Origin of the sequence: Streptomyces spiroverticillatus (genome assembly GCA_014650415.1) — a bacterium.
In the GTDB taxonomy this organism is placed as follows: Bacteria; Actinomycetota; Actinomycetes; order Streptomycetales; family Streptomycetaceae; genus Streptomyces; species Streptomyces spiroverticillatus.
On record BMUX01000003.1, the window covers coordinates 196,759 to 221,102 of the forward strand.

At 72.3% G+C, this 24,344-nt stretch carries 25 protein-coding genes; 8 read left to right on the top strand and 17 right to left on the bottom strand.

The features are described from left to right. The first annotated feature begins 220 nt into the window (after positions 1 to 220). The 7 genes from mshD (at position 221) to IE269_RS09090 (ending at position 6,091) form a co-directional block, all read left to right on the top strand. Positions 221 to 1,141, top strand: coding sequence for a mycothiol synthase (gene mshD / locus IE269_RS09060; RefSeq protein WP_189822297.1), 921 nt, complete (start codon positions 221 to 223; stop codon positions 1,139 to 1,141). 101 nt (positions 1,142 to 1,242) lie between these two features. Beyond that, positions 1,243 to 1,632, top strand: a complete 390-nt coding sequence (locus IE269_RS09065) for a GntR family transcriptional regulator (RefSeq protein ID WP_189822298.1) — start codon at positions 1,243 to 1,245, stop codon at positions 1,630 to 1,632. Further along, positions 1,629 to 2,543, top strand: a complete 915-nt coding sequence (locus IE269_RS09070; protein ID WP_189822299.1) for an ABC transporter ATP-binding protein — start codon at positions 1,629 to 1,631, stop codon at positions 2,541 to 2,543. Before IE269_RS09065 ends, IE269_RS09070 begins: the two co-directional genes overlap by 4 nt. Beyond that, positions 2,540 to 3,502, top strand: coding sequence for an ABC transporter permease (locus IE269_RS09075; protein ID WP_189822300.1), 963 nt, complete (start codon positions 2,540 to 2,542; stop codon positions 3,500 to 3,502). Before IE269_RS09070 ends, IE269_RS09075 begins: the two co-directional genes overlap by 4 nt. Positions 3,503 to 3,552: 50 nt before the next feature. Continuing rightward, positions 3,553 to 4,137: an ABC transporter permease gene (locus IE269_RS09080; protein WP_189822301.1), complete on the top strand. Its 585-nt coding sequence runs from the start codon at positions 3,553 to 3,555 to the stop codon at positions 4,135 to 4,137. Next, positions 4,137 to 5,165, top strand: coding sequence for a hypothetical protein (locus IE269_RS09085; RefSeq protein ID WP_189822302.1), 1,029 nt, complete (start codon positions 4,137 to 4,139; stop codon positions 5,163 to 5,165). Before IE269_RS09080 ends, IE269_RS09085 begins: the two co-directional genes overlap by 1 nt. Continuing rightward, positions 5,162 to 6,091: an ABC transporter permease gene (locus tag IE269_RS09090; protein WP_189822303.1), complete on the top strand. Its 930-nt coding sequence runs from the start codon at positions 5,162 to 5,164 to the stop codon at positions 6,089 to 6,091. The genes IE269_RS09085 and IE269_RS09090 overlap by 4 nt, the downstream gene beginning before the upstream one ends. A gap of 4 nt (positions 6,092 to 6,095) precedes the next feature. On the opposite strand, the gene IE269_RS09095 is transcribed toward IE269_RS09090, so the two are convergent. From IE269_RS09095 to IE269_RS09175, 17 genes are all read right to left on the bottom strand, one after another. After that, positions 6,096 to 6,620 carry a tetratricopeptide repeat protein gene (locus IE269_RS09095; RefSeq protein WP_189822304.1) on the bottom strand — a complete coding sequence of 175 codons (525 nt, stop codon included), beginning with the start codon at positions 6,618 to 6,620 and terminating at the stop codon, positions 6,096 to 6,098. An 80-nt stretch (positions 6,621 to 6,700) separates the two neighbouring features. Beyond that, positions 6,701 to 7,399, bottom strand: a complete 699-nt coding sequence (locus IE269_RS09100; protein ID WP_189822305.1) for a response regulator — start codon at positions 7,397 to 7,399, stop codon at positions 6,701 to 6,703. After that, positions 7,396 to 8,943, bottom strand: a complete 1,548-nt coding sequence (locus IE269_RS09105; protein ID WP_308436937.1) for a histidine kinase — start codon at positions 8,941 to 8,943, stop codon at positions 7,396 to 7,398. The genes IE269_RS09100 and IE269_RS09105 overlap by 4 nt, the downstream gene beginning before the upstream one ends. A gap of 73 nt (positions 8,944 to 9,016) precedes the next feature. Further along, positions 9,017 to 9,880, bottom strand: a complete 864-nt coding sequence (locus tag IE269_RS09110; protein ID WP_189822307.1) for an SDR family oxidoreductase — start codon at positions 9,878 to 9,880, stop codon at positions 9,017 to 9,019. A 52-nt stretch (positions 9,881 to 9,932) separates the two neighbouring features. Further along, positions 9,933 to 10,808 carry an alpha/beta hydrolase family protein gene (locus IE269_RS09115; RefSeq protein ID WP_229897547.1) on the bottom strand — a complete coding sequence of 292 codons (876 nt, stop codon included), beginning with the start codon at positions 10,806 to 10,808 and terminating at the stop codon, positions 9,933 to 9,935. Between the two features lie 169 nt (positions 10,809 to 10,977). Beyond that, on the bottom strand, positions 10,978 to 12,159 hold the full coding sequence (gene kynU / locus IE269_RS09120) for a kynureninase (RefSeq protein ID WP_189822309.1): 1,182 nt from the start codon (positions 12,157 to 12,159) through the stop codon (positions 10,978 to 10,980). Positions 12,160 to 12,214: 55 nt separating this feature from the next. Beyond that, positions 12,215 to 13,072 carry a tryptophan 2,3-dioxygenase family protein gene (locus IE269_RS09125; RefSeq protein ID WP_189822310.1) on the bottom strand — a complete coding sequence of 286 codons (858 nt, stop codon included), beginning with the start codon at positions 13,070 to 13,072 and terminating at the stop codon, positions 12,215 to 12,217. A 111-nt stretch (positions 13,073 to 13,183) separates the two neighbouring features. Continuing rightward, positions 13,184 to 14,029 carry a DUF3152 domain-containing protein gene (locus IE269_RS09130; protein ID WP_229897502.1) on the bottom strand — a complete coding sequence of 282 codons (846 nt, stop codon included), beginning with the start codon at positions 14,027 to 14,029 and terminating at the stop codon, positions 13,184 to 13,186. A gap of 218 nt (positions 14,030 to 14,247) precedes the next feature. Further along, the gene (locus tag IE269_RS09135; protein ID WP_189822311.1) at positions 14,248 to 14,661 is read right to left on the bottom strand and encodes a DUF3151 domain-containing protein; all 414 of its coding nucleotides are present in this window, start codon (positions 14,659 to 14,661) and stop codon (positions 14,248 to 14,250) included. A gap of 21 nt (positions 14,662 to 14,682) precedes the next feature. Further along, on the bottom strand, positions 14,683 to 16,203 hold the full coding sequence (locus tag IE269_RS09140) for an MFS transporter (protein WP_189822312.1): 1,521 nt from the start codon (positions 16,201 to 16,203) through the stop codon (positions 14,683 to 14,685). A 121-nt stretch (positions 16,204 to 16,324) separates the two neighbouring features. Further along, positions 16,325 to 17,347, bottom strand: coding sequence for a class II fructose-bisphosphate aldolase (gene fbaA / locus IE269_RS09145; protein WP_189822313.1), 1,023 nt, complete (start codon positions 17,345 to 17,347; stop codon positions 16,325 to 16,327). Positions 17,348 to 17,578: 231 nt separating this feature from the next. After that, complete coding sequence (pyrE, locus tag IE269_RS09150; RefSeq protein WP_189822314.1) at positions 17,579 to 18,118, bottom strand: orotate phosphoribosyltransferase; 540 nt, start codon at positions 18,116 to 18,118, stop codon at positions 17,579 to 17,581. Between the two features lie 45 nt (positions 18,119 to 18,163). Further along, positions 18,164 to 18,985 carry an aldose epimerase family protein gene (locus tag IE269_RS09155; protein WP_189822315.1) on the bottom strand — a complete coding sequence of 274 codons (822 nt, stop codon included), beginning with the start codon at positions 18,983 to 18,985 and terminating at the stop codon, positions 18,164 to 18,166. 25 nt (positions 18,986 to 19,010) lie between these two features. After that, entirely contained in the window at positions 19,011 to 19,922 is a 912-nt protein-coding gene (locus IE269_RS09160) for an SRPBCC domain-containing protein (protein ID WP_189822316.1), read from the bottom strand. A gap of 71 nt (positions 19,923 to 19,993) precedes the next feature. Continuing rightward, the gene (locus IE269_RS09165) at positions 19,994 to 21,577 is read right to left on the bottom strand and encodes a polyamine aminopropyltransferase (protein ID WP_229897503.1); all 1,584 of its coding nucleotides are present in this window, start codon (positions 21,575 to 21,577) and stop codon (positions 19,994 to 19,996) included. 258 nt (positions 21,578 to 21,835) lie between these two features. After that, positions 21,836 to 22,357: a DUF2617 family protein gene (locus tag IE269_RS09170; RefSeq protein ID WP_189822318.1), complete on the bottom strand. Its 522-nt coding sequence runs from the start codon at positions 22,355 to 22,357 to the stop codon at positions 21,836 to 21,838. A 320-nt stretch (positions 22,358 to 22,677) separates the two neighbouring features. After that, positions 22,678 to 22,965, bottom strand: coding sequence for a hypothetical protein (locus IE269_RS09175; protein ID WP_189822319.1), 288 nt, complete (start codon positions 22,963 to 22,965; stop codon positions 22,678 to 22,680). Positions 22,966 to 23,086: 121 nt separating this feature from the next. On the opposite strand from IE269_RS09175, the gene IE269_RS09180 reads away from it, so the two are divergent. Further along, positions 23,087 to 24,298, top strand: a complete 1,212-nt coding sequence (locus tag IE269_RS09180; RefSeq protein ID WP_438817529.1) for a pyridoxal phosphate-dependent aminotransferase — start codon at positions 23,087 to 23,089, stop codon at positions 24,296 to 24,298. The last annotated feature ends 46 nt before the right edge of the window (positions 24,299 to 24,344 follow it).

The following is a 24,344-nucleotide window of genomic DNA, read 5'->3' on the forward strand; positions in this document are numbered from 1 at the left end:
AAGGGTGCGGGGTGCGTTGGTGAGCCTAAAGTCAACGCGCGTAGCGCAACAGGGGGGTGCGGGTTACGAGGTGGTTTCCGTTGGCGGTACGTCAGGGTTTGTGCGGATGACGGAGCTTCGGCGGGAGGCCGCTCGCCCGTTCCGGTCCGGGCGGCGCCCCGCCTCCCGCTCCCCGGCAATCCTCCGCCCCGCACACGGGACTCCCCGTACCCTCGACCCCATGACCAGCGACGCGACTCTTCCCGGCCCCGGCCGGCTGCGGATCCTCGACGCGCTTGACGGCGCGCAGGCCGCCCAGGTGATCGAGCTACTGACCGATGCCGCCCGTTCCGACGGTGTGCAGGCCGTCTCCGAGCAGGGGCGGTTGCAGTTGCGGGGCGGGAAGCGGGAGGGGGTCACCCACTTTCTGATCAGTGACGGGGACCAGCTGGTGGGGTACGCCCAGCTGGAGGACACCGACCCCGTCGAGGCGCCGGCCGCCGAGCTCGTCGTACATCCCGAGCAGCGGGGGAAGGGGTACGGGCGGGCCCTCGGGGACGCCCTGCTGGACGCGTCCGGGCGGCGGCTGCGGGTGTGGGCGCACGGCGGGAAGCCTGCGGCGCGGCATCTGGCGCAGGTGCTGGGGATGGCGATGTTCCGGGAGCTGCGGCAGTTGCGGCGACCGTTGAGCCCGCTGGACATCCCGGAGCCCGTGTTCCCGGAGGGCGTGAGCGTACGGACCTATCGGCCCGGGCAGGACGACGCGGCGTGGCTGGCCGTGAACGCCGCCGCCTTCGCCCACCACCCCGAGCAGGGGTCCCTCACGCAGCGGGACCTCGACGACCGGAAGGCGGAGGAGTGGTTCGACCCGAAGGGGTTCTTCCTCGCCGAGAAGGGCGGGGAGATCGTCGGGTTCCACTGGACCAAGGTGCACCGCGAGGAGCAGCTCGGTGAGGTGTACGTCGTCGGGGTCGCGCCCGGCGCGCAGGGCGGCGGGCTCGGGAAGGCGCTGACCGCGACGGGGCTGCGGCACCTCGCGGCGGAGGGGCTGCCGACGGCTTCGCTGTATGTGGATGCCGACAATGTGGCGGCGGTGACGGTTTACGAGCGGCTCGGATTCACCACGTACGAAACGGACTTGATGTACCGGACCGAGTCGTAGGGGACGGGCTCAGCCCCCGCTGAGGGCCGGTGTCGATTGACACCGGCCCTTTTCTGGATCACGCTTTCACTAATCAAGTAGTGAAAGGGGGGTGAAGCGCGATGGTCGAGTACCGCATCGACCGGCGCAGTGGCGTCGCCACCTACCTCCAGATCGTCCAGCAGACCAAGCACGCCCTGCGGCTCGGCCTGCTGGAGCCGGGCGATCAGCTCCCCACCGCACGCGCGGTGGTGGAGGCGACCGCCATCAACCCGAACACCGTGCTCAAGGCGTACCGGGAGCTGGAGCGGGAGGGCCTGGTGGAGGCCAGGCGAGGGATGGGCACGTTCGTGACCCGTTCCCTGGGGGCCGCGCAGCCCGCCGATTCACCACTGCGCGAGGAACTGCGGAAGTGGGCCGAGCGGGCCAGGTCGTCGGGGATGGACAAGGACGACGTGGCCGCGCTCTTCACCTCCGTACTGGATCAGATCTTCGAAGGGGAGCAGGGATGAGCATTGCCGCGATCGAGGCGGTCGGCCTCGGCAAGAGGTACGGACGGCTGGGGAAGTGGGCGGTCCAGGACTGCTCCTTCCGGCTGCCGCAAGGGCAGATCTGCGCGCTGGTCGGGCCCAACGGGGCAGGTAAGTCAACCCTGTTGGGTCAGCTGGCGGGGCTGGTACGGCCCTCGCGGGGCGAGCTGCGGGTGATGGGGAAGACGCCGGGTGCGGCACGTCAGCAGCTCGCCTTCCTGGCGCAGGAGAAGCCGCTGTACCCGCAGTTCACGATCGAAGAGACCCTGCGCATGGGCCAGGAGCTGAACCCGGGCCACTGGGACGCCGAGCGCGCCGCCCGCATCGTCAAGGAGGGCGACCTCGACCCCGGCACCAAGGTCCGCGAGCTGTCCGGCGGCCAGCGCACCCGGGTCGCGCTCGCCCTGTGCCTGGGCAAGCAGCCCGACCTGCTGCTCCTGGACGAGCCGATGGCCGACCTGGACCCGCTCGCCCGCCACCAGCTGATGGGCAACCTCCTCGCCGAGGCCGGCGAGAGCGGCACCACCGTGGTCATCTCCTCCCACATCCTCGCCGAGCTGGAAGGCGCCTGCGACTACCTCCTGCTCATGGAGAACGGACGCATCCGCCTGGGCGGCGAGACCGACGAACTCCTCTCCGCGCACGCCCTGTTGTCGGGTCCGGTCACGGAGATCGGGGCCGGGACGACCGTCGTGGAGTCGAAGGTGACGGGGCGTCACATGACTGCTCTGGTGCGGCGGGACAGCGAGCCGCTGGGCGGCGACTGGGAGGTCGTCGAGCCGACCCTGGAGGAGCTGCTGCTGGCCCACATGCGGTCGCCGCAGGCGCCCGCACTGCTGACGCCGAGCGCGGAACCGCAGGCTGTGCGCGCCGGAGCGGGGGTCGCGGCATGAGCGCGACGTCCTCGATCTCCCTGCTGCCCCGGCTGAGCGGGCCCCGCTGGGTCGCCGCCCACCAACACCGCACCACGGGGCGGGTGTTCGGCGGATTCGTCGCGGTGTCCTTCCTCGCCGTCGCTGCCTTCCTCGCCGTCTCGGCGGGCGCCGACCCGAAGGCCGACTTCGCCCAGTCCGCCGACACCGGCATGACCATGCTGCTGCAGCGCGTGGCCGGGGCGGGGATGCTGCTGCCCGCGCTGGTGGGGGCGTTCGTCGCGGGCCCTCTGGTCGCGAGGGAGCTGGAGTCGGGTACGTACACCTGGCTGTGGACGCAGTCCGTCTCGCCGGTCCGCTGGCTGGCGACGAAGCTGGCGCTGGTGTCGGCGGTGACGCTGAGCGGGACGGCCGTGCTGGTGGTGCTGTTCCGGCTGGCCAGGGGCGCGCTGAGCGCTGAGGCCCAGTTCTCGCTGAGCTGGTACGACACCGCGTACGAGATGCTCGGGCCGGTGCAGGTCGCGATGTGCGCGCTGGGCATCGGGGTCGGCGCCCTGGTGGGACTGCTGGTGCGCAAAACCGTGCCCGCGATGGTGGTCGCCGGAATCACGGTGCTCACCGTCGCCTGGGTGTTCACCGGGCTGCTGCGGAAGTCGCTGTGGCCGGTCGAGACGCTGGTGTCGAAGACGCCGATCGAGTCGCTGCACACGCCCGCGGTGTGGGACTTCGCCGACGGCATGCTGACCGCGTCCGGCACGCGCGTCCTCACTGAGACGTGCTGGGGGACCGAGGGCGTCGGGAAGACGCCGGAGCAGTGCATGGCCGACCTGGGCGGCGTCCAGTACTTCGCCGACGTCCACCCCGAGTCCCACTTCTGGCCGCTCCAACTCATCGAGTCCGGGCTGCTGTTGGTATTGGCGGGCCTCGCGGTCGCCGTCGCCTTCCGGGTACTGCGGGGCCGCCACGCGGGGGCGTCGTGAGCGCCGTGGGGGTGGCGCCGGGGGGCCGTGCCGTTCCGTACCGGCACGTGATGCACCAGCACCGGGCGGCGCTGTGGACGGCGCTGATCCTGGCGGGTATCGCGGTGGCGCTCTCGGTCGGCAAACGGCTGTGGACGGCCGACGGGGGCTGGGGGCTGTCCGGTGGGACGGCGATCTCGGCGATGCTGCCGCTGTACGGCGGGGTGCAGGTGGCGGGGCCGATGGTCGCCGAGGAGCTGGCCACCGGGACGTACAAACTGGCCTGGACGCAGGGCGTGACCCCGGCCCGCTGGCTGGCGGCGAAGCTCGCGGTGCCGGCGGTGCTGCTGGTCGCGCTGGCGGTGGGGCTGGGGTGGGTGCACGGCTCCGAGCTGGCATTCGGTCCCGTACCGATCGCCTTCGTACTGTGCGCGGTGGCCTTCGGGGCGCTGGCCGGGCTGCTGGTGCGGCGGACGACTCCGGCGATGTTTCTGACCGGGGCCGCGCTCGGGGTCCTGTCCCTGGCGGGACATGCACAGCCGCACGACACGTTCGAGGCTCAACTCAGGCTGGCCGTGCCGCTGTTGGTGGGGGCGGGGGTGGCGGTGGGGGGCTCGTTTCTGCTTCTTCGTCGGATGGCCAGGGGGGATTCCTGATGAGTGGTACGACGAGCACGTTGAGTCCGGAGCGTACGACTGCGCCCGCAGGCCCCGCGAAGGCCCCGGGGGCGCTGGGCGGGGCGATCCGGGCGGCCGTGCGGCAGCACAAGTGGGCGCTGCGGATCACGCTGGCGCTGCTGGTGCTGGTCGTGGGGGTGTGGGCCGGGCTGCGGGTGTGGCTGGAGGCGTCGGGAGTGTCGCCGGACGCCAACAACTACGGCGTGCGCAGCGCCAAGATGCTGGCCAAGTACGCCGCTGACGTCTTCTCCGTACTGCCGCTGCTGGTGGGGGCGTTCGTCGCCGGGCCGCTGATCGGCAGGGAGCTGGAGTCGGGGACGTACAAGATGGCGTGGACGCAGTCCATGTCCCCCGCCCGCTGGCTGACGATCCGGCTCGCACTGCCGTTGACGCTGGTCGTGGTGGGTGTGCTGCTGCTGAACGTCTCCTACCGCCTGCTGCGGGGGCCCTTCATCGACGACCCCCTGGCCGGCTGGTACCAGGGCGGCATCTACCAGGGCCTGGGGCCGGCCTCCCTCGCCTACTGCGTGCTCGCCGTGGCACTGGGTGCACTGGTCGGGCTGCTGGTGCGGCGCTCGGTCGTGTCCATGGCGGTGACAGCACTGGCCATGGGCCTGCTCGCCACACTGATGAGCAATGTCCGCGGCGGGCTGTGGCCGATGCGTACGGATGTGGGCCCGGAAGCCGCGATCGTCACGGCGCACGCGCAGGAGACCCGGTGGGGGCACGGCGCGGGCTGGCAGGACGCGCAAGGGGTGCGGATCGACCCCGGGGCGTGCGAGAACGCGGCTTCGGAGGCTTCGATGAAGCGCCCCGACGCCTATGAGTCCGTCTTCGAGAAGTGCATGGCGGACCGGGGCGCGACGACGCAGTACGGCGACTACCACTCCACGGCGGACTTCCTGCCCATCCAACTCGTCGAGTCCGCCGTCCTGTTGGGCCTCGCCGCCCTCGCGGTCGTGGCCTCCTACGGGCTGCTTCGGACACGTCACGGAGGCCGGGCATGAGCGGAACACTGAGCGCCGTACGGGTGCAGGGCCCCACCCGCCTCGTCCTGCGGCAGAGCCGGGCCGTGGTCCTGCCGGCGGCGGTGCTGCTGGGGCTGGGGGTGCTGGCGGCAGGGGTGATGTACCTGGTGGGGGCGGACGACGGTTCGCCGCTCAGGACGACGTCGCGTTCCCTCACCGAGTACACCGCGTACACGGCCCTGCTGCTGCCGCTGCTGATCGGGGCACTGGTGGCGGGGCCGCTGGTGGCCCGGGAGCTGGAATCGGGTACGTACCGGCTGGCCTGGACGCAGGGGATGTCGCCCGCGCGGTGGCTGGCCGCGAAGGCGGGGGTGGCGGCGGGCGCCGCGGTGGCGGCGAGTGTGCTGCTGCTGGTGGTGTTCCGGCTGGGGCAGGGAACTGCCGAGGGCGTCCACTTCCAGTGGCACCAGGCACACGCCTACGCGGCGTCCGGCACCGCCGGGATCGCCTGCGCGCTCCTCGGGGTCGCCGTCGGAACGCTCACCGCACTGCTGGTGCGGCGGACGCTGCCCGCGATGGGCGTGGCCGCGGTGGCGACGGGGGCGGTGATGCTGGCCGTGGGGCAGGTACGGCAGTACCTGTGGCCGGCGATGACGGTGACGGTCCGGGAGTCACCGGAGCTGCGGGCGGGCGTCCTGCCCTCCCACTGGGAGACGTCCTCCGGGATGGTCACCGATTCGGGGCGGCGGCTGGACTGGGAGGGCTGCTGGAGCCGGCAGGCGGCCGAGACCTACTCCGACCCCAACGCATGCATGACGGCACGCGGCGCGGTCGAGCACTTCTCGGACGTGCACCCCGCGTCCCACTTCTGGCCGCTCCAGCTGGTGGAGGCGGGGGTCGTGCTGGCGCTGGCGGCGGGGACGGTGTGGCTGGCGTTCCGGGTGCTGCGCAGGCTGCACGGGTGAGGGGTCACTCCGTGACGGTGAGGTCCTTCGCGTAGTAGTCGATGGCCTCCCGGTACTCCTGCACGGAGGCGTCCCCGCTCGTCTCCGTCAGCAGGCGCAGCAGCAGCCGCATCCCGTCGTGCGCCTCGCCCACGTTGAACAGGGCCATCGCCAGGAAGGTGCGCATCGCCCCGTGCTCGGGGAACTCCTGCGCCCCCGTGCGCAGGGTGCGGACGGCCTCCTCGTACCGGCCGAGGGTCCGGTACGTACTGCCCAGACCCAGCAGCGCGCCCTTGCGGTCCTCGGGAGTCAGCGTCCCGGCGAGCGCGCTCACGTAGAACGGCACCGCCTCCGCCTCCAGCCCGAGCCGGTCGTGGGCCCATGCGGTCTGGTACGCGATCTCCGCGTCGCCCGGGAAGCGCTCACCGAGGGCGAGGAGCCGGGTACGGGCCTCTTCGGTGCGGCCGGCGGCGCGCAGGGATACGGCCTCGGCGAGGAGGGGGGTGCGGTCGGTGTGCTCGGTGTGCTCGGTGTGCTCGGGGGTGGTCATGGGGAGCATGATCGCAGGGCGGGGCGCGTCGGGGGACGCAATTCTTCAGGGGACCGACTCCCCTGCCCCGGCTGCCTCAGCTACCCCGGCGTCACCAGCCGTGCCTCGTACGCGAAGACCGCCGCCTGGGTGCGGTCGCGCAGGCCCAGTTTCACCAGGACCCGGCTCACGTGCGTCTTGATCGTGGACTCGGCGACCACCAGGCGGGACGCGATCTCCCCGTTGGAGAGTCCGTTCGCGATCAGTACGAGGACCTCCGTCTCGCGGTCGGTGAGGTCGCCGATCTGGGTGAGGGCGGCGGGCCTGCGTACCGACGACGCCTCGGTCAGCTTCGAGAACTCGGCGATCAGCCGCTTCGTCACGGCGGGCGCGAGGAGGGCTTCGCCGCCCGCCACCACCCGCACTCCCTCGGCGAGCTGGCGGGCGGAGGCGTCCTTGAGGAGGAAGCCGGAGGCCCCCGCCCGGAGTGCCTGGTAGACGTACTCGTCGAGGTCGAAGGTGGTGAGGACCAGCACCTTCGCGTCCCCGTCGGCGGCGACGATCTCGCGGGTGGCCTCGATGCCGTTCAGCTCGGGCATCCGGATGTCCATCAGGACGACGTCCGGGCGCAGGGCCGCCGCCTGCGCGATCGCCTGCCGCCCGTCGACCGCCTCGCCGACGACCTCGATGCCGGGCATGGCGTTGAGGAGCACGGAGAAGCCCTCGCGGACCATCATCTGGTCGTCGACGATCAGGACCCGGATGGGGCGGGCGGCGGCAGGGGCGGGAACGGTCGTCATGCGGCGGACTCCGGGGAGTGGGGAGGTGCGGGCTCCTTCTGGAGGGAGAGAGGGGAGGGGGCGGGGGAGGGTTCCCGGGCGGGGGGTGCGGGGGGCTGTTCTTCGCGCGGGGTGGGTACGGGTGCCTCCTCGCGCGGAGCCGGTACGGGGGCCTCCTCGCGCCGAGTCGGTACGGGTGCCTCCTCGCGGGGACTCGGCACGGGTGCACCCTCGCGCGGACTCGGCACGGCGTCCTCGACGGCCTCCTGTGCCGCCGGCTCCCCCGGGGCCACCGGCACGAACACCGTCACCTCGAAGCCCCCTTCCGGTGTCGGCTCCGCCGTCATCTCGCCGCCCAGCATCTGCACCCGCTCCCGCATCCCGGTCAGCCCGTGCCCGGCGCCCGGCGAGGGCGGTGCGTCGGTGGTTCCGGGGGCGTTGAGGATCCGCAGCCCGAGGCCGCCCAGGACGTAGCTCACCTCGACCTTGGCGTCGGCCCCCGGCGCGTGCCGCAGCACATTGCTCAGGGCCTCCTGCACGATCCGGTACGCCGACAGCTCCACGCCCTGCGGCAGCACCCGCACCGCACCGGTCGTGGCCTGCTCGACGGTCAGCCCGGCGTCCCGTACGTTCGCCAACAGGCGCGGCAGGTCGGAGAGTTGCGGCTGCGGGGCGTCGGGCGCCTCGTAGTCCGCCGCCCGTACGACGCCCAGCACCCGGCGCAGTTCGGTCAGCGCCGCCACCGCGTTCTCCCGGATGGTCGCGAAGGCCTGTTCCAGCTCGGGCGGCGGGTTCTCCACCCGGTACGGGGCGGCCTCGGCCTGGATGGCGACGACGGACATGTGGTGGGCGACGACGTCGTGCAGCTCGCGGGCGATGGTGGTGCGTTCTTCGAGCAGGGTGCGGCGGCTCCGCTCGACGGCGGTGACCGACTGCTGGGCGACGATCTCGCGCTGCCCGGCCCGCCGGACGTGCACGATGCACACCAGCAGCAGGAGGAAGGCGGCCGCCGCCAGGAACGGACCGCCGTTGTTGAAGCGCCCGCCGCCGAACATGACGTCCGCGAGCAGGGCGTACAGGGCGGACAGCGCCCACATCCAGACGGCGGTGCGCGGCCGGGTCCTGAACGCCACCACGACCAGCACCACCAGATGGGCCGCGATCACTCCGGCCGGCCACGGCCAGTACAGGTCGAACGCGCCCAGGAACCCGGTCAGCGGGGCCATCAGCAGCGACAGCCAGAAGGCCGCGACCGGCCGCACCAGCGTGAGCAGCACCGGAGCCGCGGTCAGCAGTGCCAGCACCACCGCCTCGATCTTGCCGCGCGTGGTGAGGAGGACGATGAGGCCGGCCAGGAGCGCCCCCGCCGCCACCAGGGCGTACACGATCCAGGTCGCCCTGTCGCGCATCCGGGCGGGCAGCGCGGCCACGAACCGGTGGTCCTGGCTCAGCGGCGGCAGGGGCCGGTAGGCGGCGGGCTCGCTCAGCAGGTCGTCCCGCAGGCCGCCCAGCGCTCGGGCGGCCAGCCGGTACTCCGGGCTTCTACCAAGGGTTGTCTGGTTCACGTTTCCCAAGGTAGAGCGGGGAACGCCGCAGGTCGTCCGTCCCAGCTCCGACCTTCGGCGTCCCCCTCAAGGACTACACGCGCCCCCTGAACGCCCCCGCGTGCTCCTTCGCCCACTCCTCGAAGGTCCGCGCCGGGCGCCCCGTCACGTCCTGCACCGTTGAGGCCACCGTGCGGCCGACCTCCGGGGTGTTCCCGTACGCCATCAGCAGGAAGTCGATGTTCTCCTGCGGCACACCCTGCGCCCGCATCCGCTCCACCGCCTGCTCCTCGGTCAGCTCGACGAGGCCGACCTCCGCGCCCCGCGCCTCCCCGAGGATGCGCACCTTGTCGGCCAGCGTGAGGACCGCCGGGCCCGTGATGACGTGCTCCTTGCCGTGGTGGACGCCGTCCCGGTCCAGCAGGGCGACCGCCGCGACCGCCCCGATGTCGCCCTCGTGCACCATCGAGCTGATCCGGTCCGCGAACGGCTCCTCGATGCGGCCGTGCTCCTTGATGTCGTCCGCCCAGAACAGGGCATTGGCCATGAACTCCACCGCCATCAGCACGGTCCACCGGATGCCCAGCTCATTGCCCCGCACCGCGTCCTCCAGCAGCGACGCACCGCCGCCGTGCAGCACCGTCACCCGCCGCACCCCCGCCTTCGCGGCCTGCGCGAGGACCTCGGGGCCCGTGGTCAGCGGGGCGTACGCGTCGCCGCCGAAGACGATCAGGTGCACGGCCTCGACACCCTCCAGCGCGGGGGCCAGCGACGCCGGGTCGCCGAGGTCTCCGCGTACGACCTCGACCTCGGCCGGGAAGTCGGCCTTGGCGGGGTTGCGGGTGAGGGCGCGGACGGAGGCGCCGCGGGCGAGGAGTTCGGCGACCACCTGACGGCCGACCGTTCCGGTGGCTCCGGTGACCAGGACCTTCTGCGTGTCGTTCTGCGTCTTCGTCATGTCTCACACACTAGGGAGACTTGCGGACAGTTCCGGTCCGCAAGTCCCGCCCTCAGTAAGCGAGTTGTGCGATTTCCTCCGCCACCACCGCGCATGCGTCCGCCGCCGGGTCGATCAGCGGGAAGTGCCCGACGTCCTCCAGGAGCGTCACCCCCACGACCTCCCCGGCCTTCGCCGCCGCCTCCGCGTACACCTCGGCGACCTGGTGCGGGACGGTGGTGTCGGTGCGGCCCTGGACGACGGTCGTCGCGATGCCGGTGGGCAGCAGGGCCGCCGGGTCCGCGTACGGCCTGCGCTCCTCGTACGCGTCCGCGCCGCCCAGGAGTTGAGTGACCGCGCCGCCGCACACCCCACGGCGTACCGCCTCCTCGAAGTCCGCGATCGGCGCGAGCGCGACCACCCCGCGCAGCGGCGGCGGCGCGTCCAGCCGCCACGGCGAACCCTCCGGGAGTACGTGCCGGGCGGCGGCCCACAGCGCCAGGTGGCCGCCGGCGGAGTGCCCGGTCAGGACGGTGCGGCGGACGTCCGCCTCCGGGAGCGCCTCCTTCACCAGGTGCGGCAGCGCGTCCAGGGCGGCGGCGACGTCGTCGAAGGTCTCCGGCCAGCGGCCCGCCACCGGCCCTTCCGCACCCTGGTGCGGCAGCGAACTCCCGCGCCGGTACTCGACATTGGCGACCGCGAAACCGCGCCGGGCCAGGAAGTCCGCGAACGGGGTGACGTGCTGCCGGTCGTACGGTGCCCGCCAGGCCCCGCCGTGCAGGACGACCACCAGCGGGACCGCCCCGGTGCGCTCGCCGCGCGGCGCGTAGAAGTCGACGATCTGGTCGGGATGGTCGCCGTACGCGGCGGTGGCGTCCGGCGCGACGGCGGGCAGCGTCGGCGGCTCGTCGGGCGGAAGGCCGGGAGCGGCGGACGGGTCGTCCGGCAGGGGGATGCTCGGCATGACGGCTTCAACCTCCGGGCACTGGCGGGACGTTCACACGCCCGTGTGGATCACCACGTGTGGATCATTAAGCGCGGACGCTATCAGGCACTTTGCACACGCGTGGCCACGCCGGAGACCGTTCCCCCCGACGTGGCCACCACGCACAGCGCCGCTACAACACCTCGGCGAGCACCCGGGCCGCCCGCTCCACGTCGCCGAAACCGACGTACAGCGGAGTGAACCCGAAGCGCAGCACGTCCGGGTGCCGGAAGTCCCCGACCACACCCCGTGCGATCAGCGCCTTCATGACCTCGCCCGCGTCGTCGCAGCGCAGCGCGACCTGGCTGCCGCGCTCGGCGTGCGCGAGCGGCGTGACCAGCTCCAGCCGCCCTTCCGGGACGTACGCCTGCACGCACTCCAGGAAGAAGTCCGTGAGCGCCAGGGACTTCGCCCGTACGGATGCCACGTCGACGCCCTCCCAGACGTCGAGCGAGGACTCCAGGGCCAGCATCGACAGGATGTCCGGCGTGCCGACCCGGCCGCGCACCGCCCCGTCGGCCGGGGCGTACTCCGGGGTCATCCCGAACGGGTTCGCATGCCCCGTCCAGCCCGGCAGCGGCGAGTCGAACCGCTCCTGGTGGCGGGCGGCGACGTACAGGTAGGCGGGTGAACCCGGACCGCCGTTGAGGTACTTGTACGTGCAGCCGACCGCCAGGTCCACGCCGTGCTCGTCGAGCCCGACCGGCAGCGCACCCGCGCTGTGGCACAGGTCCCAGACAGCGAGCGCGCCCGCCGCGTGGATCGCGGCGGTGAGTGACGGCAGGTCGTGGAGCCGGCCCGACCGGTAGTCGACGTGGTTGAGGAGGACGGCAGCGGTACGGGGCCCGAGGGCGCCGAGCACCTCCTCCGGGCAGACCGGGCGCAGGGTGCGGCCGGTCATGCGGGCGGCGGACTCGGCGATGTAGCCGTCGGTGGGGAAGGTCGTGGCGTCGACCAGCACCTCGTCGCGGCCGTCGTCCGCCAGCCGGATCGCCCCGACCAGCGCCTTGAAGACGTTGACGCTGGTGGAGTCGCCGACGACGATCTGGCCTGCCGCAGCGCCGACCAGCGGGGCGATGCGGTCGCCGATCCGCTCGGGCGCGGTCCACCAGCCGCTCTCGTCCCAGGACCGGATGAGCAGCTCGCCCCACTCGCGTCCGGCGACGTCCTGGAGGCGTCCGGGAACGGCTCTCGGCAGCGCACCGAGCGAATTGCCGTCCAGATAGACCAGCCCCTCGGGGAGGCTGAACAGCGCGCGCTGCTTGGCGAGTTCGTCGGCGGCGTCGAGCTCGGCGGCACGTTTCACGTGAAACATCGCAGCACCTTCAGGGGAGTTGTCGTGTTTCACGTGAAACATCGTCTTCGGGTCCTCAGACATGGCTGCGCGCCGTCCACAGCTCGGGGAACACGTTCTTGCGGGCGCGCTTCTCCAGCCACGCCACTCCGGCGGACCCGCCGGTGCCGACCTTCGACCCCATGGCACGCCGTGTGGCCACCAGATGGTCGTTGCGCCAGCGCCACACCAGCTCGCCGACCTCGGTCAACGCCTCGCCGAGCACGACGAGTTCGGAACGGCTCGCGCCGACCTCCTCCGCGCCGTACACCTGCGCCCAGACCGCCTCGACCTCGGGCGACGGCTCGTACTTCTGCGACAGGTCGCGCTCCAGGACCTCCGGCGGGACCGGCAGGCCGCGCCGCGCCAGGAGCCTCAACACCTCGTCGTACAGGCTCGGTTGGTACAGCGCCTTCTCCAGCTCGTCGTGCACGCGGGGTGCGCCCCGGTGCGGGACCAGCATGGAGGCGGCCTTGTCGCCGAGCAGGAACTCCATCCGCCGGTACATCGCGGACTGGAACCCGGAGCCCTCGCCCAGCGCGCTGCGGTAGGAGTTGAACTGGGCGGGCGTGAGGTGGGCGAGCGGCTTCCAGGAGGCGTTCAGGGCCTCCAGCTCGCGGGTGGAACGTTTCAGTGCGTCCAGTGCCACGGGGAGCTTCTCCTCGCGCAGCGCTGCCGCCGCGGTCTCCCACTCGTGGACGATGACCGTGAACCACAGCTCCATGACCTGGGTGGTGACCAGGAAGACCATCTCTCCGGGATCGTCGGAGAGGGGGTTCTGGAGGTGGGTGAGGACGTCCGCCTGGACGTAGTCCTCGTACGGTGTGGTGCCTGCGAAATCGAGGTTCGGGGTCTCCGAGCCTTCGGTTCCGGGCGCCTCGGGGGTGTGCGTCATCGCATGCTCCTCGACACGAACTTCCAGGTAGCGGTCCGCCCCTTCCTCGAAGGATTCTCGGGCCCCGGTCCCCTGCTGCGCAGCATAGTCCGGGCCCTCGCGAGGTGCGCCTCAGAGGGCGGGCCCTGCCAGGTACGTCCCGTTCGTCGCATACGGGTGGGCGTTGGAGCGGCAGCCGTCCAGGCCCTTGATCTGCTGCATCATCACGGGTGCGGGGCGGCCGGGGCCGGGGCAGCCGAGGTGGCCGAGGCCCAGAGCGTGGCCCAGCTCGTGGTTGATGATCAGGTGGCGGTACTCGGCGGGGGTGCCGGCGAACTGGGGCGACCCGAGCGCCCACCGCTTCAGGTTCACCACGACGCCGTTGCCCGTCTCGCAGTTCAGCTCGCCGCCGGTGTCGAGATGGGCCTGGGCGCAGAGCCGGTCGGCGGTCTTCGGCGTGGCGATGCGGATGACGAAGTCGGCCTTCCCGGCGACGAGTTGGAAGCGTCCGCGCCCGTTGCGGGCCCAGCCCTGGGGGTGGGCGACGATGCGCTGGATCTCGGCGGCGGCCTGGTCGGGGGCGATGCCGCTGCCGGTCTCGACCTGGACCTGGTACCGGCGCAAGGTGCCCGTGCCGACCGGGTCGCCGGTGAGCCGGGCGGCGGCGAAGGAGCCGGTGCCGGACGCGGGGACCTGGTGGTCGGCGCGGTCGCGGCTCGGGGGATTCCGCGAAACTTCTCCGGTGTCCCCGGACGCGGAGGGCCCGGGAGCTGCGGCCCTGCCCGTCTCCCCGGCCCCGGTGTCCCAGGCGGCGACGGCCAGCGAGGTGCCGCCGATCCCCACCGCGACGCACAGCACGGTGACCAGAAGCCGCCCGCGCCGGGTCAGCCGGGTGCCGGACGCGGGGCGTCTGGCGGCGGGGTGCCTGCTGGCCGGCCCGCCGCCGGACGACGGATGTCTGCTGCGGCCTCGGCCCACGTCAGAGCCCTCCCCTGATCGACGTCTCCGGCAGGTGTCTCCGGCGGTCGTCTCCGGCGGGTGGGGGGAGCGGGGCACGGGCCCCGGACACCGGCGACGATCTTCCTCACGGTCCGGGCGATCGTACAGGCGTCTTATCGGCGCCCCCGGGGCTTGCCCTGCCGGGGGCGTGTCGCCCCGGGGTGCGCCGAAGCGGCCCCGGGGCGTGAACGAGATGCCTAGCCGAGGGTGTCGGCGGCCAGCGCCGAGGAGTCGCGGAGGAAGGTCGAGCAGCGGTCGTACTCCTCCTGGTCGCCGATCGCCTGCGAGGCGCGGGCCAGGGCGTGCAGGGCGCGCAGGAAGCCGCGGTTGGGCTCGTGCTCCCACGGCACCGGGCCGTGGCCCTTCCAGCCTGCGCGGCGCAGCGAGTCCAGGCCGCGGTGGTAGCCCGTGCGGGCGTACGCGTACGACTCGACGACGGAGCCCTTCTCGAAGGCGTCGTCGGCGAGCTGCGCCCAGGCCAGGGAGGAAGCCGGGTACTTCGCGGCGACGTCGGCGGGGGCCGTGCCGTTCGCGAGGAGCTCGCGGGGCTCCGGGTCGTCGGGCAGGTGGGTCGGGGGCGGTCCCCCGAGGAGGTCCTGGTGAATAGCCATGCCCCCTAGTCTGCCTCCCCGCTACGACAACCCGTGCCGCTCCTCGCGACCGGGCTGATCGGGCCGACCGGGCTGATCGGGCTCCAGGGGCGGCGCCGCGACCCCGCAGTGCGTGCGGCACTCGCTCTCGGGAACGGCACCCTTCGGATTCCGTACGGTCGCGAACGCGATCAGCGAACCCAGCACCAGCACCCCCGCGCACATCGGCATCGCCCGCCGGAACGTCGCCCCGAACTCCGCCGCCGACCGGTACGCCTCCGGCCCCATCCCCGCCAGCAGCGGCAGCGCGGCCACCGCGATGAGCCCGGCGGCGCGGGCGGCGGCGTTGTTGATCCCGGAGGCGAGCCCGGCCCGCCCGGCGTCCACGGAGGCCAGCACGGTCGCGGTGAGCGGCGCCACCAGCGTCACCATGCCCATGCCCATCACCACCACCGCGGGCAGCACATCGGCGACGTACGACGCGCCCTGGCCCACCCGCAGCATCAGCAGCATCCCCGCCGCGCACAGCAGCGGCCCGACGGTGAGCGGAATGCGCGGCCCGATGCGCTGGGCGAGCTCCCCGGACCGGGCGGACAGGAACAGCATCAGCACAGTCGTCGGCAGCATGGCCGTGCCCGCCTGGAGCGCCGAATACCCGGCGACCACCTGCAACTGCAACGCCGCCAGGAAGAAGAACCCGCTGAACGCGGCGTACACGCACAACGTCACGACATTGATCGCGCTGAACTGCCGCGAGGCGAAGAGCGTGAGCGGCATCATCGGATCGGCCCGCGTCCGCTCGACGTGCAGGAACGCCCCCGCGACGACCACGCCCACCACCGCGCACCCGATCACCACGACCGACGCCCCCTGCGTCGGGGCCTCGATGAGCGCGTACGTCACCAGGGCCAGCGCAATGGCCGCGAGCGCGGCCCCCAGCACGTCGAACCGGCCGTGCGCCTGCGGATCCCGCGACTCCGGTACGTGCCGCAGCGCGACGGGCACGCACAGCGCGGCCAGCGGCACGTTGATCAGGAACGCCCACCGCCAGCCGGGCCCGTCCACCAGCCACCCGCCCAGGAACGGGCCGACGGCCGCCCCGATCCCGCCCAGCCCCGACCACAGCCCCACGGCCCGCGCCCGGTCGTCCGGGTGGAAGGAAGCCTGGATGAGCGCGAGCGACCCCGGTGTGAGCAGGGCCCCGCCGATCCCCTGCAGCGCCCGTGCGGCAATCAGCACCGTCGCGTTGGGCGCGAGCCCGCACATCAGCGACGCCACGGCGAACCACACCACCCCCACCACGAACACCTTGCGCCGCCCGTACCGGTCCCCGAGCGCCCCGCCCAGCAGGATCAGCCCGGCCAGCGTCAGCATGTACGCGTTGACGGTCCACTGGAGCCCGGCGAGATCGGCCCCGAGGTCCTTGCCGATGCGGGGCAGGGCGACGTTGACGACGGTCGAGTCCAGCATCGCCATGCTCGACCCGAGCACGGTGGTGAGCAGCACCCACCGCCCGGTCGCACTGCCGACCCTCAGTCCCCCGGCACTCTCGCTTTCGGCCATACCCGGATACTCCCCGCACTCACCGACTCCGGCCAGACGAGAGACACCGCTCGCGGAACGAGAAAGGCCCGGCCGCCCCCGGACACGAAGTCCGAAGGGGGCCGGGCCCTCCCGGGAAGGCTTACTTCAGGCGGGTGCCCGTGGAGCGGAGCGCCGCGCAGGCCTCCGTCACGCGCGCGGCCATGCCCGCCTCAGCGGCCTTGCCCCACGTACGGGGGTCGTACTTCGACTTCGTGCCGACCTCGCCGTCGACCTTCAGCACCGCGTCGTAGTTGCGGAACATGTGGTCCACGACCGGCCGCGTGAAGGCGTACTGCGTGTCCGTGTCGAGGTTCATCTTCACGACGCCGTTCTCCAGCGCGGTGGCGATCTCCTCGGCCGTCGAGCCCGACCCGCCGTGGAAGACGAAGTCGAAGGGGGAGGACTTGCCGTACTTCGAGCCCACACCCTCCTGGAGGTCCTTCAGCAGCTCCGGACGCAGGACGACGTTGCCCGGCTTGTACACGCCGTGCACGTTGCCGAACGAGGCGGCCAGCAGGTAGCGGCCCTTCTCGCCCAGGCCCAGCGCCTCGGCGGTACGCAGCGCGTCGTCCACCGTGGTGTACAGCTCGTCGTTGATCTCGTGGCTGACGCCGTCTTCCTCGCCACCGGTCGGGGTGATCTCGACCTCGAGGATGATCTTCGCGGCGGCGGCCTTGGCCAGCAGCTCCTGGCCGATGGCCAGGTTGTCGGCCAGCGTCTCGGCCGAACCGTCCCACATGTGGGACTGGAAGAGCGGGTTCAGACCACGCGCGACGCGCTCGGCGGAGACGTCGAGCAGCGGACGCACGTAGCCGTCCAGCTTGTCCTTGGGGCAGTGGTCCGTGTGCAGCGCGACGGTGATGTCGTACTTCGCGGCGACGATGTGCGCGAACTCGGCCAGGGCGACCGCACCGGTGACCATGTCCTTGTTGTGCTGGCCACCCAGGAACTCCGCACCACCGGTGGAGATCTGGATGATGCCGTCGCTCTCAGCCTCCGCGAAGCCACGCAGGGCGGCGTGCAGGGTCTGCGAGGAGGTCACGTTGATCGCCGGGTAGGCGAACTTCTCCGCCTTCGCCCGGTCGAGCATCTGGGCGTAGACCTCGGGGGTTGCGATGGGCATCTGTCCGCTCCTTGGGATATGCGGGTGTGCGTGCTGGTCCCTGACCTGGGGGCGACGTCATCGTCGTCGCCCATCTTTCCAGACTCTTCACGGGACTCCACCCGACGGACCTCCGCGTCCCGTGTCCCGGAATGCGCAAAGGTCGGAGTGTTTCACGTGAAACACCCCGACCTCAGACAAAACCGCAGGTCACAGCCCTGCCACCGCAGGCCCGGGACCTAGGTCACAACTTCAGCCCAGACCAAGATCGCCGAGCTGGTAGCCGGTCAGGTACGGCAGTCCGGCGTCCGCGATGGCCTTCGCCGCACCCCGGTCGACGATCGTGGCGACCGCGACGACCTCGCCGCCCGCCTCACGGACCGCCTCGACGGCGGTCAGCGGCGAGCCACCGGTGGTGGACGTGTCCTCGACGACCAGGCAGCGGCGGCCCTTGACGTCGGTGCCCTCGATGCGACGCTGCATGCCGTGCGCCTTCTGGGCCTTCCGCACGACGAAGGCGTCGAGCCGCTGCCCGCGCGCGGCGGAGGCGTGCAGCATCGACGTCGCGACGGGGTCGGCACCGAGGGTCAGCCCGCCCACGCAGTCGAAGTCCAGCTCGGCGGTCAGGTCGAGCATGACCTGCCCGACCAGCGGCGCGGCCTCGCCGTCCAGCGTGATCCGGCGCAGGTCGATGTAGTAGTCGGCCTCCAGACCCGAGGAGAGGGTCACCTTGCCGTGCACCACGGCCTTGTCCTTGATCTGCTGGAGCAGTTCAGCGCGTACGTCAGTCATGCGTACGAGCTTAAGTGGCGGCAGAAGACCCTGCCGCCAAGGCCCTCAGCCCAGCCGCCGCCACGCCCACGTCGTCGACGCCTCCAGCGGGTCGACCGGGGTGACCAGGCGCGGAAGGGTGTTGAGGCCGTTCGGCGGGCCGGTCTGCGGCTCGACGCACACGGCCGTCTCCTGCTCGTCGTACACGACGACCCACTCCTCGCGGCTGGTCACCTTGAGCTCCAGCTCGCCGGGCCAGGTGAGGGTGACGTCGACGCCGTCGGGCATGCCGAAGCAGTCGTCCCACGGGCCGGGGAGGGGGTCGATGCGGCGCCCGGTGGGGAGGTGGTTGTCGCCGCGCTCCTCCTGCCAGGCGGCGGTGAAGTCCAGCCGCACGTCCTGGCCGCCGAGGTTGCGGCGGAACCAGGGGTGCCAGCCGACCTGTGCCGGGAAGGAGTTGTCGTACGTCTCGACGCCCATGGTGAGCGTGAGCGCGTCCGGCGTCAGCTCGAAGACCTGGGTGACGCGGCCCGCGTAGGGCCAGGGGCTGGTGAGGTCGTACGTGAACGAGGCCGACGCCGTGTCCCGTGCGGCGGTGCGCCAGCGGCCGTCGCGGCCGGTGCCGTGGATGGCGTGCGGCGGCGAGTTCACCGGGAGTTGGTGGACCTTGTCGCCGTCGCGGAAGACGCCGTTCTCGGTGCGGCCGCACCACGGGACCATCGGGAAGCTGCCGAAGTGCTTGCCGTTCTCCGGCTGGCGGAGCACCTCGGTGCCGCCGATGCGCAGGCTCTCGACGCGGCAGCCGTCCGCCGGGTCGACGGTCACCTCGGCGTCGCCTGCGGTCAGTACGACAGCGGTGCTCTTCTTCTCGTTCTCATCGCTACTCACGTCCCGGACCCTACCCAGCCCGGTCCTACCTGCGCCGCCTGAGCACACGTCCCACGACCACCGCGGAGGCCACCGCGAGGGCCGCCGCCGGGGCCAGCCGGCGCAGCGTGAAGGTGCCGGAGGCGGGGGCGGGGGCCATGACCGGGGCGTACCGGCCGCGCGGGGGCGCGTGGTCGACCTCCTCGGCGCTGCGGCCGATCATCGTGCGGCGGGCGTGCGCGGCCTCGGCGGGGGGCTCGTCGGGGAAGGCGTCGGGCAGTTCGCCGGGCAGGCCCTCCAGGGCCTCGCGCAGGGCGATCTCCTCGTCCTCGCGGGTCGGGCCGGAGCCGGGGAGGGGGTCGTCCTCGGTGAGTTCCTCGTCGCTGAGGCGGTCGAGGGAGGGCGGCGGGACCTCGGTCTCGAAGACGGAGGCGCGGGGCTCGTCGGGCTTGGAGTTGCGGTCCGGCTTGGAGTTGCGGTCCGGCTTGGGTCCGGAAGACGTCTTGGGTCCGGAAGTCGGCTTCGGCCCCGCCGCCTCCGTGCCGAGTCTGCTCCCGAAGCGGTCCAGGAGGCGGTGCACGGCGGACTCGACCGTGGGGGCGTCGAGTTCGGTAATGCGGCCCTCGCCCTGGGCGGTGCCGGTGAAGCTCAGCTTCGTACCGTCCTCGTGGCGTGCGGTGCTCACCGTGAGGGACAGCTTCACGGAGCCGTTGCCGCGGGCTTCCGTGCCCTCGCCCTCGACGGTGTAGACGCCCTTGGAGGTGGGGGTGACGGTCAGGGCGCCCCGATAGGTGATGGTGTGGCCGCCGAGCCGGACCTTCAGGCGGCCGGTCAGCGGGGTGGACGACTTGTCGGCGTCCTGCTGGAAGCCGGGGAGGCAGCGGGCGACCCGCGCGGGGTCGGCGAGCGTGTGCCTCACGGCGGCGGGCAGAACCGGAACGAGCACCTCATGGTCCATGGTCCCTGAGCCTACTCAGCCTGACCGGATTCACACCCCGGTCTTGCCCAGAAGTCCCGCACCGCCGCCCCTCACTGCCCGTACCGCGGATGCACCAGCGTGGACGCCACCGCCCCCCGCACCCGCATCGCCTCCGCCGACCGCGCCCCTTCCAGCAGCAGCGGCACGGTGAGCGAGCGGAGGTGGGGTGCGTCCGGGGCGATGCCCAGGCCGGGGCGGCTGCGGGCGGCCAGGACGAGGCCCCAGTCGCGCGGGGCACGGGAGTTGCCCGAGGAGCGGTCGGGGCCCGCGCTGAAGTCGGAGAGGCGGCCGGTCGCCCGGTAGGGGCGGGTGGCGAGACCGGCCGCGCGCAGGGTGGCCTCGACGGTCCAGTAGACGTGCGGGCGGGCCGCGATGGGTCCGGCGTGGACGACCATCCGCCCGCCGGGAGCCAGCACGTCCGCCGCGAGCCCGTAGAACTCCTGGGAGTAGAGCTTGGTGGAGGCGGTGATGCCGGGGTCGGGCAGGTCGGAGACGACCACGTCGTACGGAGGGTCGCCGAGCGGTGCCGAGCGCAGCCAGCCGAAGGCGTCGGCGTTGACGACCTTGAGCCGGGGGTCCTGGTGGACGCCGCCGTTGAGGGCGACCAACGCCGGGTCGGTGCGGGCCAGTTCCACCACTCCGGGGTCCAGCTCGACCAGGGTCACCGAGCGGACGTCCGGGTAGCGCAGGACCTCGCGGGCGGCCATGCCGTCGCCGCCGCCCAGGATCAGTACGCGGGCGTGCTTGCCGCGCATCGCGGGGTGCACCAGGGCCTCGTGGTAGCGGTACTCGTCCCGGCTGGAGACCCTCAGCCGGCCGTCCAGGAAGAAGTCCATGGGCCCGGACGCGCTGCCGGTGATGACGATCTCCTGGGCGTCGGTCTGCACGGCGACCCGCACCCGGTCCCCGTACACCGCGCGCCGGGCGGCCCGCTCGAAGTCGTCGACGAGCACGGTCGCGGTGGCGAGCGAGGTGAGGACGGCGACGTTGACGCCGATCAGCAACCAGCGGTTGCGGCGGGTGAGTTCCCGCCGGAAGAGCCACAGCACGAGGGAGCCCCCGGCCGCGGTGTTCACCGCACCGGTGACGAGTGCACCGGTGAGCTGGCCGAGCATCGGCAGCAGGAAGAAGGGGAAGAGGAGCCCGCCGACGAGCGCGCCCACGTAGTCGGCGGCGAAGAGGTCCGCGACGTCACCACTGGCGTCGTCGCCCTCGCCGGGGTCGGGACCGCGCCCGATCCGCTGGATCAGGGTCATCAGCAGCGGGATCTCCGCCCCGATGAGGATGCCGATGGCCAGCGAGAACGCCACCAGCACATAGCGCGCGCCGCCGAACCAGGCGAACGACGCGTACAGCACCAGCGCCGAACTGCCGCCGACCGCCGCGAGCCCCGCCTCCAGCATCCCGAAGCCGACGGCCGCCCGGCAGCGCAGCCGCTTGGCGAGCAGCGAGCCGACACCCATCGCGAAGACCATCGTGGAGAGCACCACGGACGCCTGGGTGACCGAGTCGCCGATCAAGTACGAGGCGAGGGCGACCAGTTCGAGTTCGTACACCAGACCGCAGGCGGCGCACAGGAAGACCACCCCGAGCACCAGGAACCTGGCCGCCCGCGGGCTCACCGGGAGCGCCATCCCCGCCCCGGGCGCCCGCCCGCCCTGCACCGGAACGCGTCTGGGAGGGCGTTGCGGGGGGTCGGAGGAAGGTCCGGCGGAGTCGGGCCCGGCTGAGGCGGAGGCCGGTTGGATCATGTTGGGCAACGCTACGTCACCGCCCACTCGCAGCGTGTCACCCACAAGGGTGCAACTGGGGCACGTACGGCATACATCGCACACCACGCACCCTGCACGCCCGGCCCGCCCTCGGGGGCCGCGCCCGGACCACCGGAGCCCTCAGACCGCCGCCGGGACCCGTGTCGCGACCCGGGTGCGGGTCACGACCAGCTGCCCTTCCTGCGGGTACGCGTGCCAGGTCCGCCAGCTGACCTGGCCGCCGCCCTCGTGCTGGGCGAGCAGGGCGGTGAAGGCGTACGGGCTGCCGGGAAACGTTCCCGCCAGCCCGTTGGGGTGATCGGCGACCAGGGCCAGGAGCTCTTGCGCCCGGCCCGCGAAGGCGGCCTCCGAGAGCAGCTCCACGCGGGCCGCGAACTCGTAGTCCCAGTCGCCCACTTGCTTGGACACCCCCAGCGGCAGCGGGGTCCTGCTGCCCGGGATGCAGGCGACGGTCTCCGAGCAGTACCCGTCACCCTCGGACAGAAGCACCTGGTGGGACGCGCCGAGGAGGCGCAACTGGAGGGTCGCGCCGCACAGTTCGAGGTCGAGGACGGCGAGGGCGGGCAGCGGCTCCCGGCCGAGCGCCCAGGCCAGATCGGAGGCGCACGTGTCGGTGTAGTCGGTCTTGAGGGTCGTCAGCATGGGGTGGCTCCGCAAACACGCAGTGGGGGGTGGGCCAGGGGCACGCCGGAGATGTTCGGGGTGGAGCTGGAGGACCGCCCGCTCGGGGAATTTCCACAGCGAGGGAATCATGAAGTGTGCGGCGCACCTAGCGTTTTTACCCAATCTGGCGGGGTTTCCATCCCCCCGGGGGCCACACGGTTCAACTGTTCAACAAAAGCGCGCCCGGCGGGAGTTGAGAAGGAGGACAGGCGTACGAGTCCTCCCCCGCTCCCACCGGGCGCGCGGTGCACCGGCCCGGCGGATCAGCTGCCCCGTGTCAGCCGTTCCGCCGGGCAGTCTCAGCTCCCCCCGCCGCAGCCACCGCCGCCTCCGCCGCCGCAGGAGGAGGAACCCCCGCAGGAGGAGGAGCCTCCGCAGGACGACCCGCCGCCCCCGCAGACGTACGCGCCGCCGCCGCCCGTCCAGGAACCCCTGCGGCTCGCACGGCGCTTCCTCTTGGTGTGCGGGTGGGGCCGCGCGGTCGGCACTTTCCTCAGCCGGTTCGGGTCGGGCGTGCTCCTGACCTTCGCGACGACGGCGACCATCACGACCACCATCACACCCAGTGCGATGAAGAGACCGGTCACGGCCCTCACCGTCCTTCCGTTCCCCCGGAGCGGAGAGCGTTCCCTCCGCACGTGGAGGGGGGATTCCCGAACGCCGACCCGCCCAAAGCACACTTGAGCAAGTCCAGAGGTTCCGCGCAGGATGGCCGTCATGACCACCTCCGCAGGCTCCCCCGACGCCCCCCGCCCCCTCCTCAACCGCCGTCTCGCCGAGTTCGGGACGACGATCTTCGCCGAGATGTCGGCGCTGGCCGTGCGGACCGGTTCGATCAACCTGGGACAGGGCTTCCCCGACGAGGACGGACCCGAGGAGATCCGCGAGGCGGCGGTGCGCGCCCTGCGCGACGGCCGCGGCAACCAGTACCCGCCGGGTTCCGGCGTCCCGGAACTGCGCACCGCCGTCGTGGAACACCAGCAGCGCCGCTACGGCCTGGCCTTCGACCCCGACACCGAGGTCCTCGTCACGGCCGGGGCCACCGAGGCCATCGCCGCCTCCCTCCTCGCCCTCCTGGAGCCCGGCGACGAGGTCATCGCCCTGGAGCCGTACTACGACAGCTACGCCGCCTGCATCGCCATGGCCGGCGGCCGCCGCGTCCCCGTACAGCTCCGCCCGAAGGACGGCACGTACCACCTGGACCTCGACGAACTCCGCGACGCGATCACCCCGCGCACCCGCCTCATCCTCCTCAACACCCCGCACAACCCCACCGGCACCGTCCTCACCCGCGAGGAACTCGCCGAGATCGCCCGCCTCGCCGTCGAGCGGAACCTCCTCGTCATCACCGACGAGGTGTACGAGCACCTGGTGTACGACGTCGAGCACATCCCCCTCGCGACCTTCCCCGGCATGCGCGAGCGGACGGTGACCATCTCCTCCAGCGGCAAGACCTTCGCCTTCACCGGCTGGAAGGTCGGCTGGGTGACGGCCTCGCCGGAGCTGGTGGCGGCGGTCCGCTCGGCCAAGCAGTTCCTGACGTACGTCTCGGCGGGCCCCTTCCAGTACGCGGTCGCCGAGGCGCTGGCCCTGCCCGACGCGTACTTCGACGGGCTGCGCGCCGAACTGCACGCCAAGCGCGACCTGCTGAGCACCGGCCTCGCGGAGGCGGGCTTCGAGGTCTACCGGCCCTCGGGAACGTACTTCGTGACCACCGACATCAGGCCCCTGGGCGGCACCGCCGACGGCTTCGCCTTCTGCCGCGAACTGCCCGAGCGGTGCGGGGTGGTGGCCATCCCGAACGCGGTCTTCTACGACGACCGCGCGGCCGGAGCGCCCTTCGTGCGGTTCGCCTTCTGCAAGCGGACGGAGGTCCTCCAGGAGGCGGTGGCCCGGCTCAAGGGGCTCGCGACGGCCTGACGCCCGGCCCCGGTCCGGCCCTCGACCCGACCTGGAAGCCGCTGGT

Bases quoted from the DNA above. Each gene is read 5' to 3' on its own strand.
- mshD (WP_189822297.1), top strand. From the start codon at position 221: ATGACCAGCGACGCGACTCTTCCCGGCCCCGGCCGGCTGCGGATCCTC.
- IE269_RS09065 (WP_189822298.1), top strand. From the start codon at position 1,243: ATGGTCGAGTACCGCATCGACCGGCGCAGTGGCGTCGCCACCTACCTC.
- IE269_RS09070 (WP_189822299.1), top strand. From the start codon at position 1,629: ATGAGCATTGCCGCGATCGAGGCGGTCGGCCTCGGCAAGAGGTACGGA.
- IE269_RS09075 (WP_189822300.1), top strand. From the start codon at position 2,540: ATGAGCGCGACGTCCTCGATCTCCCTGCTGCCCCGGCTGAGCGGGCCC.
- IE269_RS09080 (WP_189822301.1), top strand. From the start codon at position 3,553: ATGCACCAGCACCGGGCGGCGCTGTGGACGGCGCTGATCCTGGCGGGT.
- IE269_RS09085 (WP_189822302.1), top strand. From the start codon at position 4,137: ATGAGTGGTACGACGAGCACGTTGAGTCCGGAGCGTACGACTGCGCCC.
- IE269_RS09090 (WP_189822303.1), top strand. From the start codon at position 5,162: ATGAGCGGAACACTGAGCGCCGTACGGGTGCAGGGCCCCACCCGCCTC.
- IE269_RS09095 (WP_189822304.1), bottom strand. From the start codon at position 6,620: ATGACCACCCCCGAGCACACCGAGCACACCGAGCACACCGACCGCACC.
- IE269_RS09100 (WP_189822305.1), bottom strand. From the start codon at position 7,399: ATGACGACCGTTCCCGCCCCTGCCGCCGCCCGCCCCATCCGGGTCCTG.
- IE269_RS09110 (WP_189822307.1), bottom strand. From the start codon at position 9,880: ATGACGAAGACGCAGAACGACACGCAGAAGGTCCTGGTCACCGGAGCC.
- kynU (WP_189822309.1), bottom strand. From the start codon at position 12,159: ATGTTTCACGTGAAACGTGCCGCCGAGCTCGACGCCGCCGACGAACTC.
- IE269_RS09125 (WP_189822310.1), bottom strand. From the start codon at position 13,072: ATGACGCACACCCCCGAGGCGCCCGGAACCGAAGGCTCGGAGACCCCG.
- IE269_RS09135 (WP_189822311.1), bottom strand. From the start codon at position 14,661: ATGGCTATTCACCAGGACCTCCTCGGGGGACCGCCCCCGACCCACCTG.
- IE269_RS09140 (WP_189822312.1), bottom strand. From the start codon at position 16,203: ATGGCCGAAAGCGAGAGTGCCGGGGGACTGAGGGTCGGCAGTGCGACC.
- fbaA (WP_189822313.1), bottom strand. From the start codon at position 17,347: ATGCCCATCGCAACCCCCGAGGTCTACGCCCAGATGCTCGACCGGGCG.
- pyrE (WP_189822314.1), bottom strand. From the start codon at position 18,118: ATGACTGACGTACGCGCTGAACTGCTCCAGCAGATCAAGGACAAGGCC.
- IE269_RS09160 (WP_189822316.1), bottom strand. From the start codon at position 19,922: ATGGACCATGAGGTGCTCGTTCCGGTTCTGCCCGCCGCCGTGAGGCAC.
- IE269_RS09165 (WP_229897503.1), bottom strand. From the start codon at position 21,577: ATGGCGCTCCCGGTGAGCCCGCGGGCGGCCAGGTTCCTGGTGCTCGGG.
- IE269_RS09170 (WP_189822318.1), bottom strand. From the start codon at position 22,357: ATGCTGACGACCCTCAAGACCGACTACACCGACACGTGCGCCTCCGAT.
- IE269_RS09180 (WP_438817529.1), top strand. From the start codon at position 23,087: ATGGCCGTCATGACCACCTCCGCAGGCTCCCCCGACGCCCCCCGCCCC.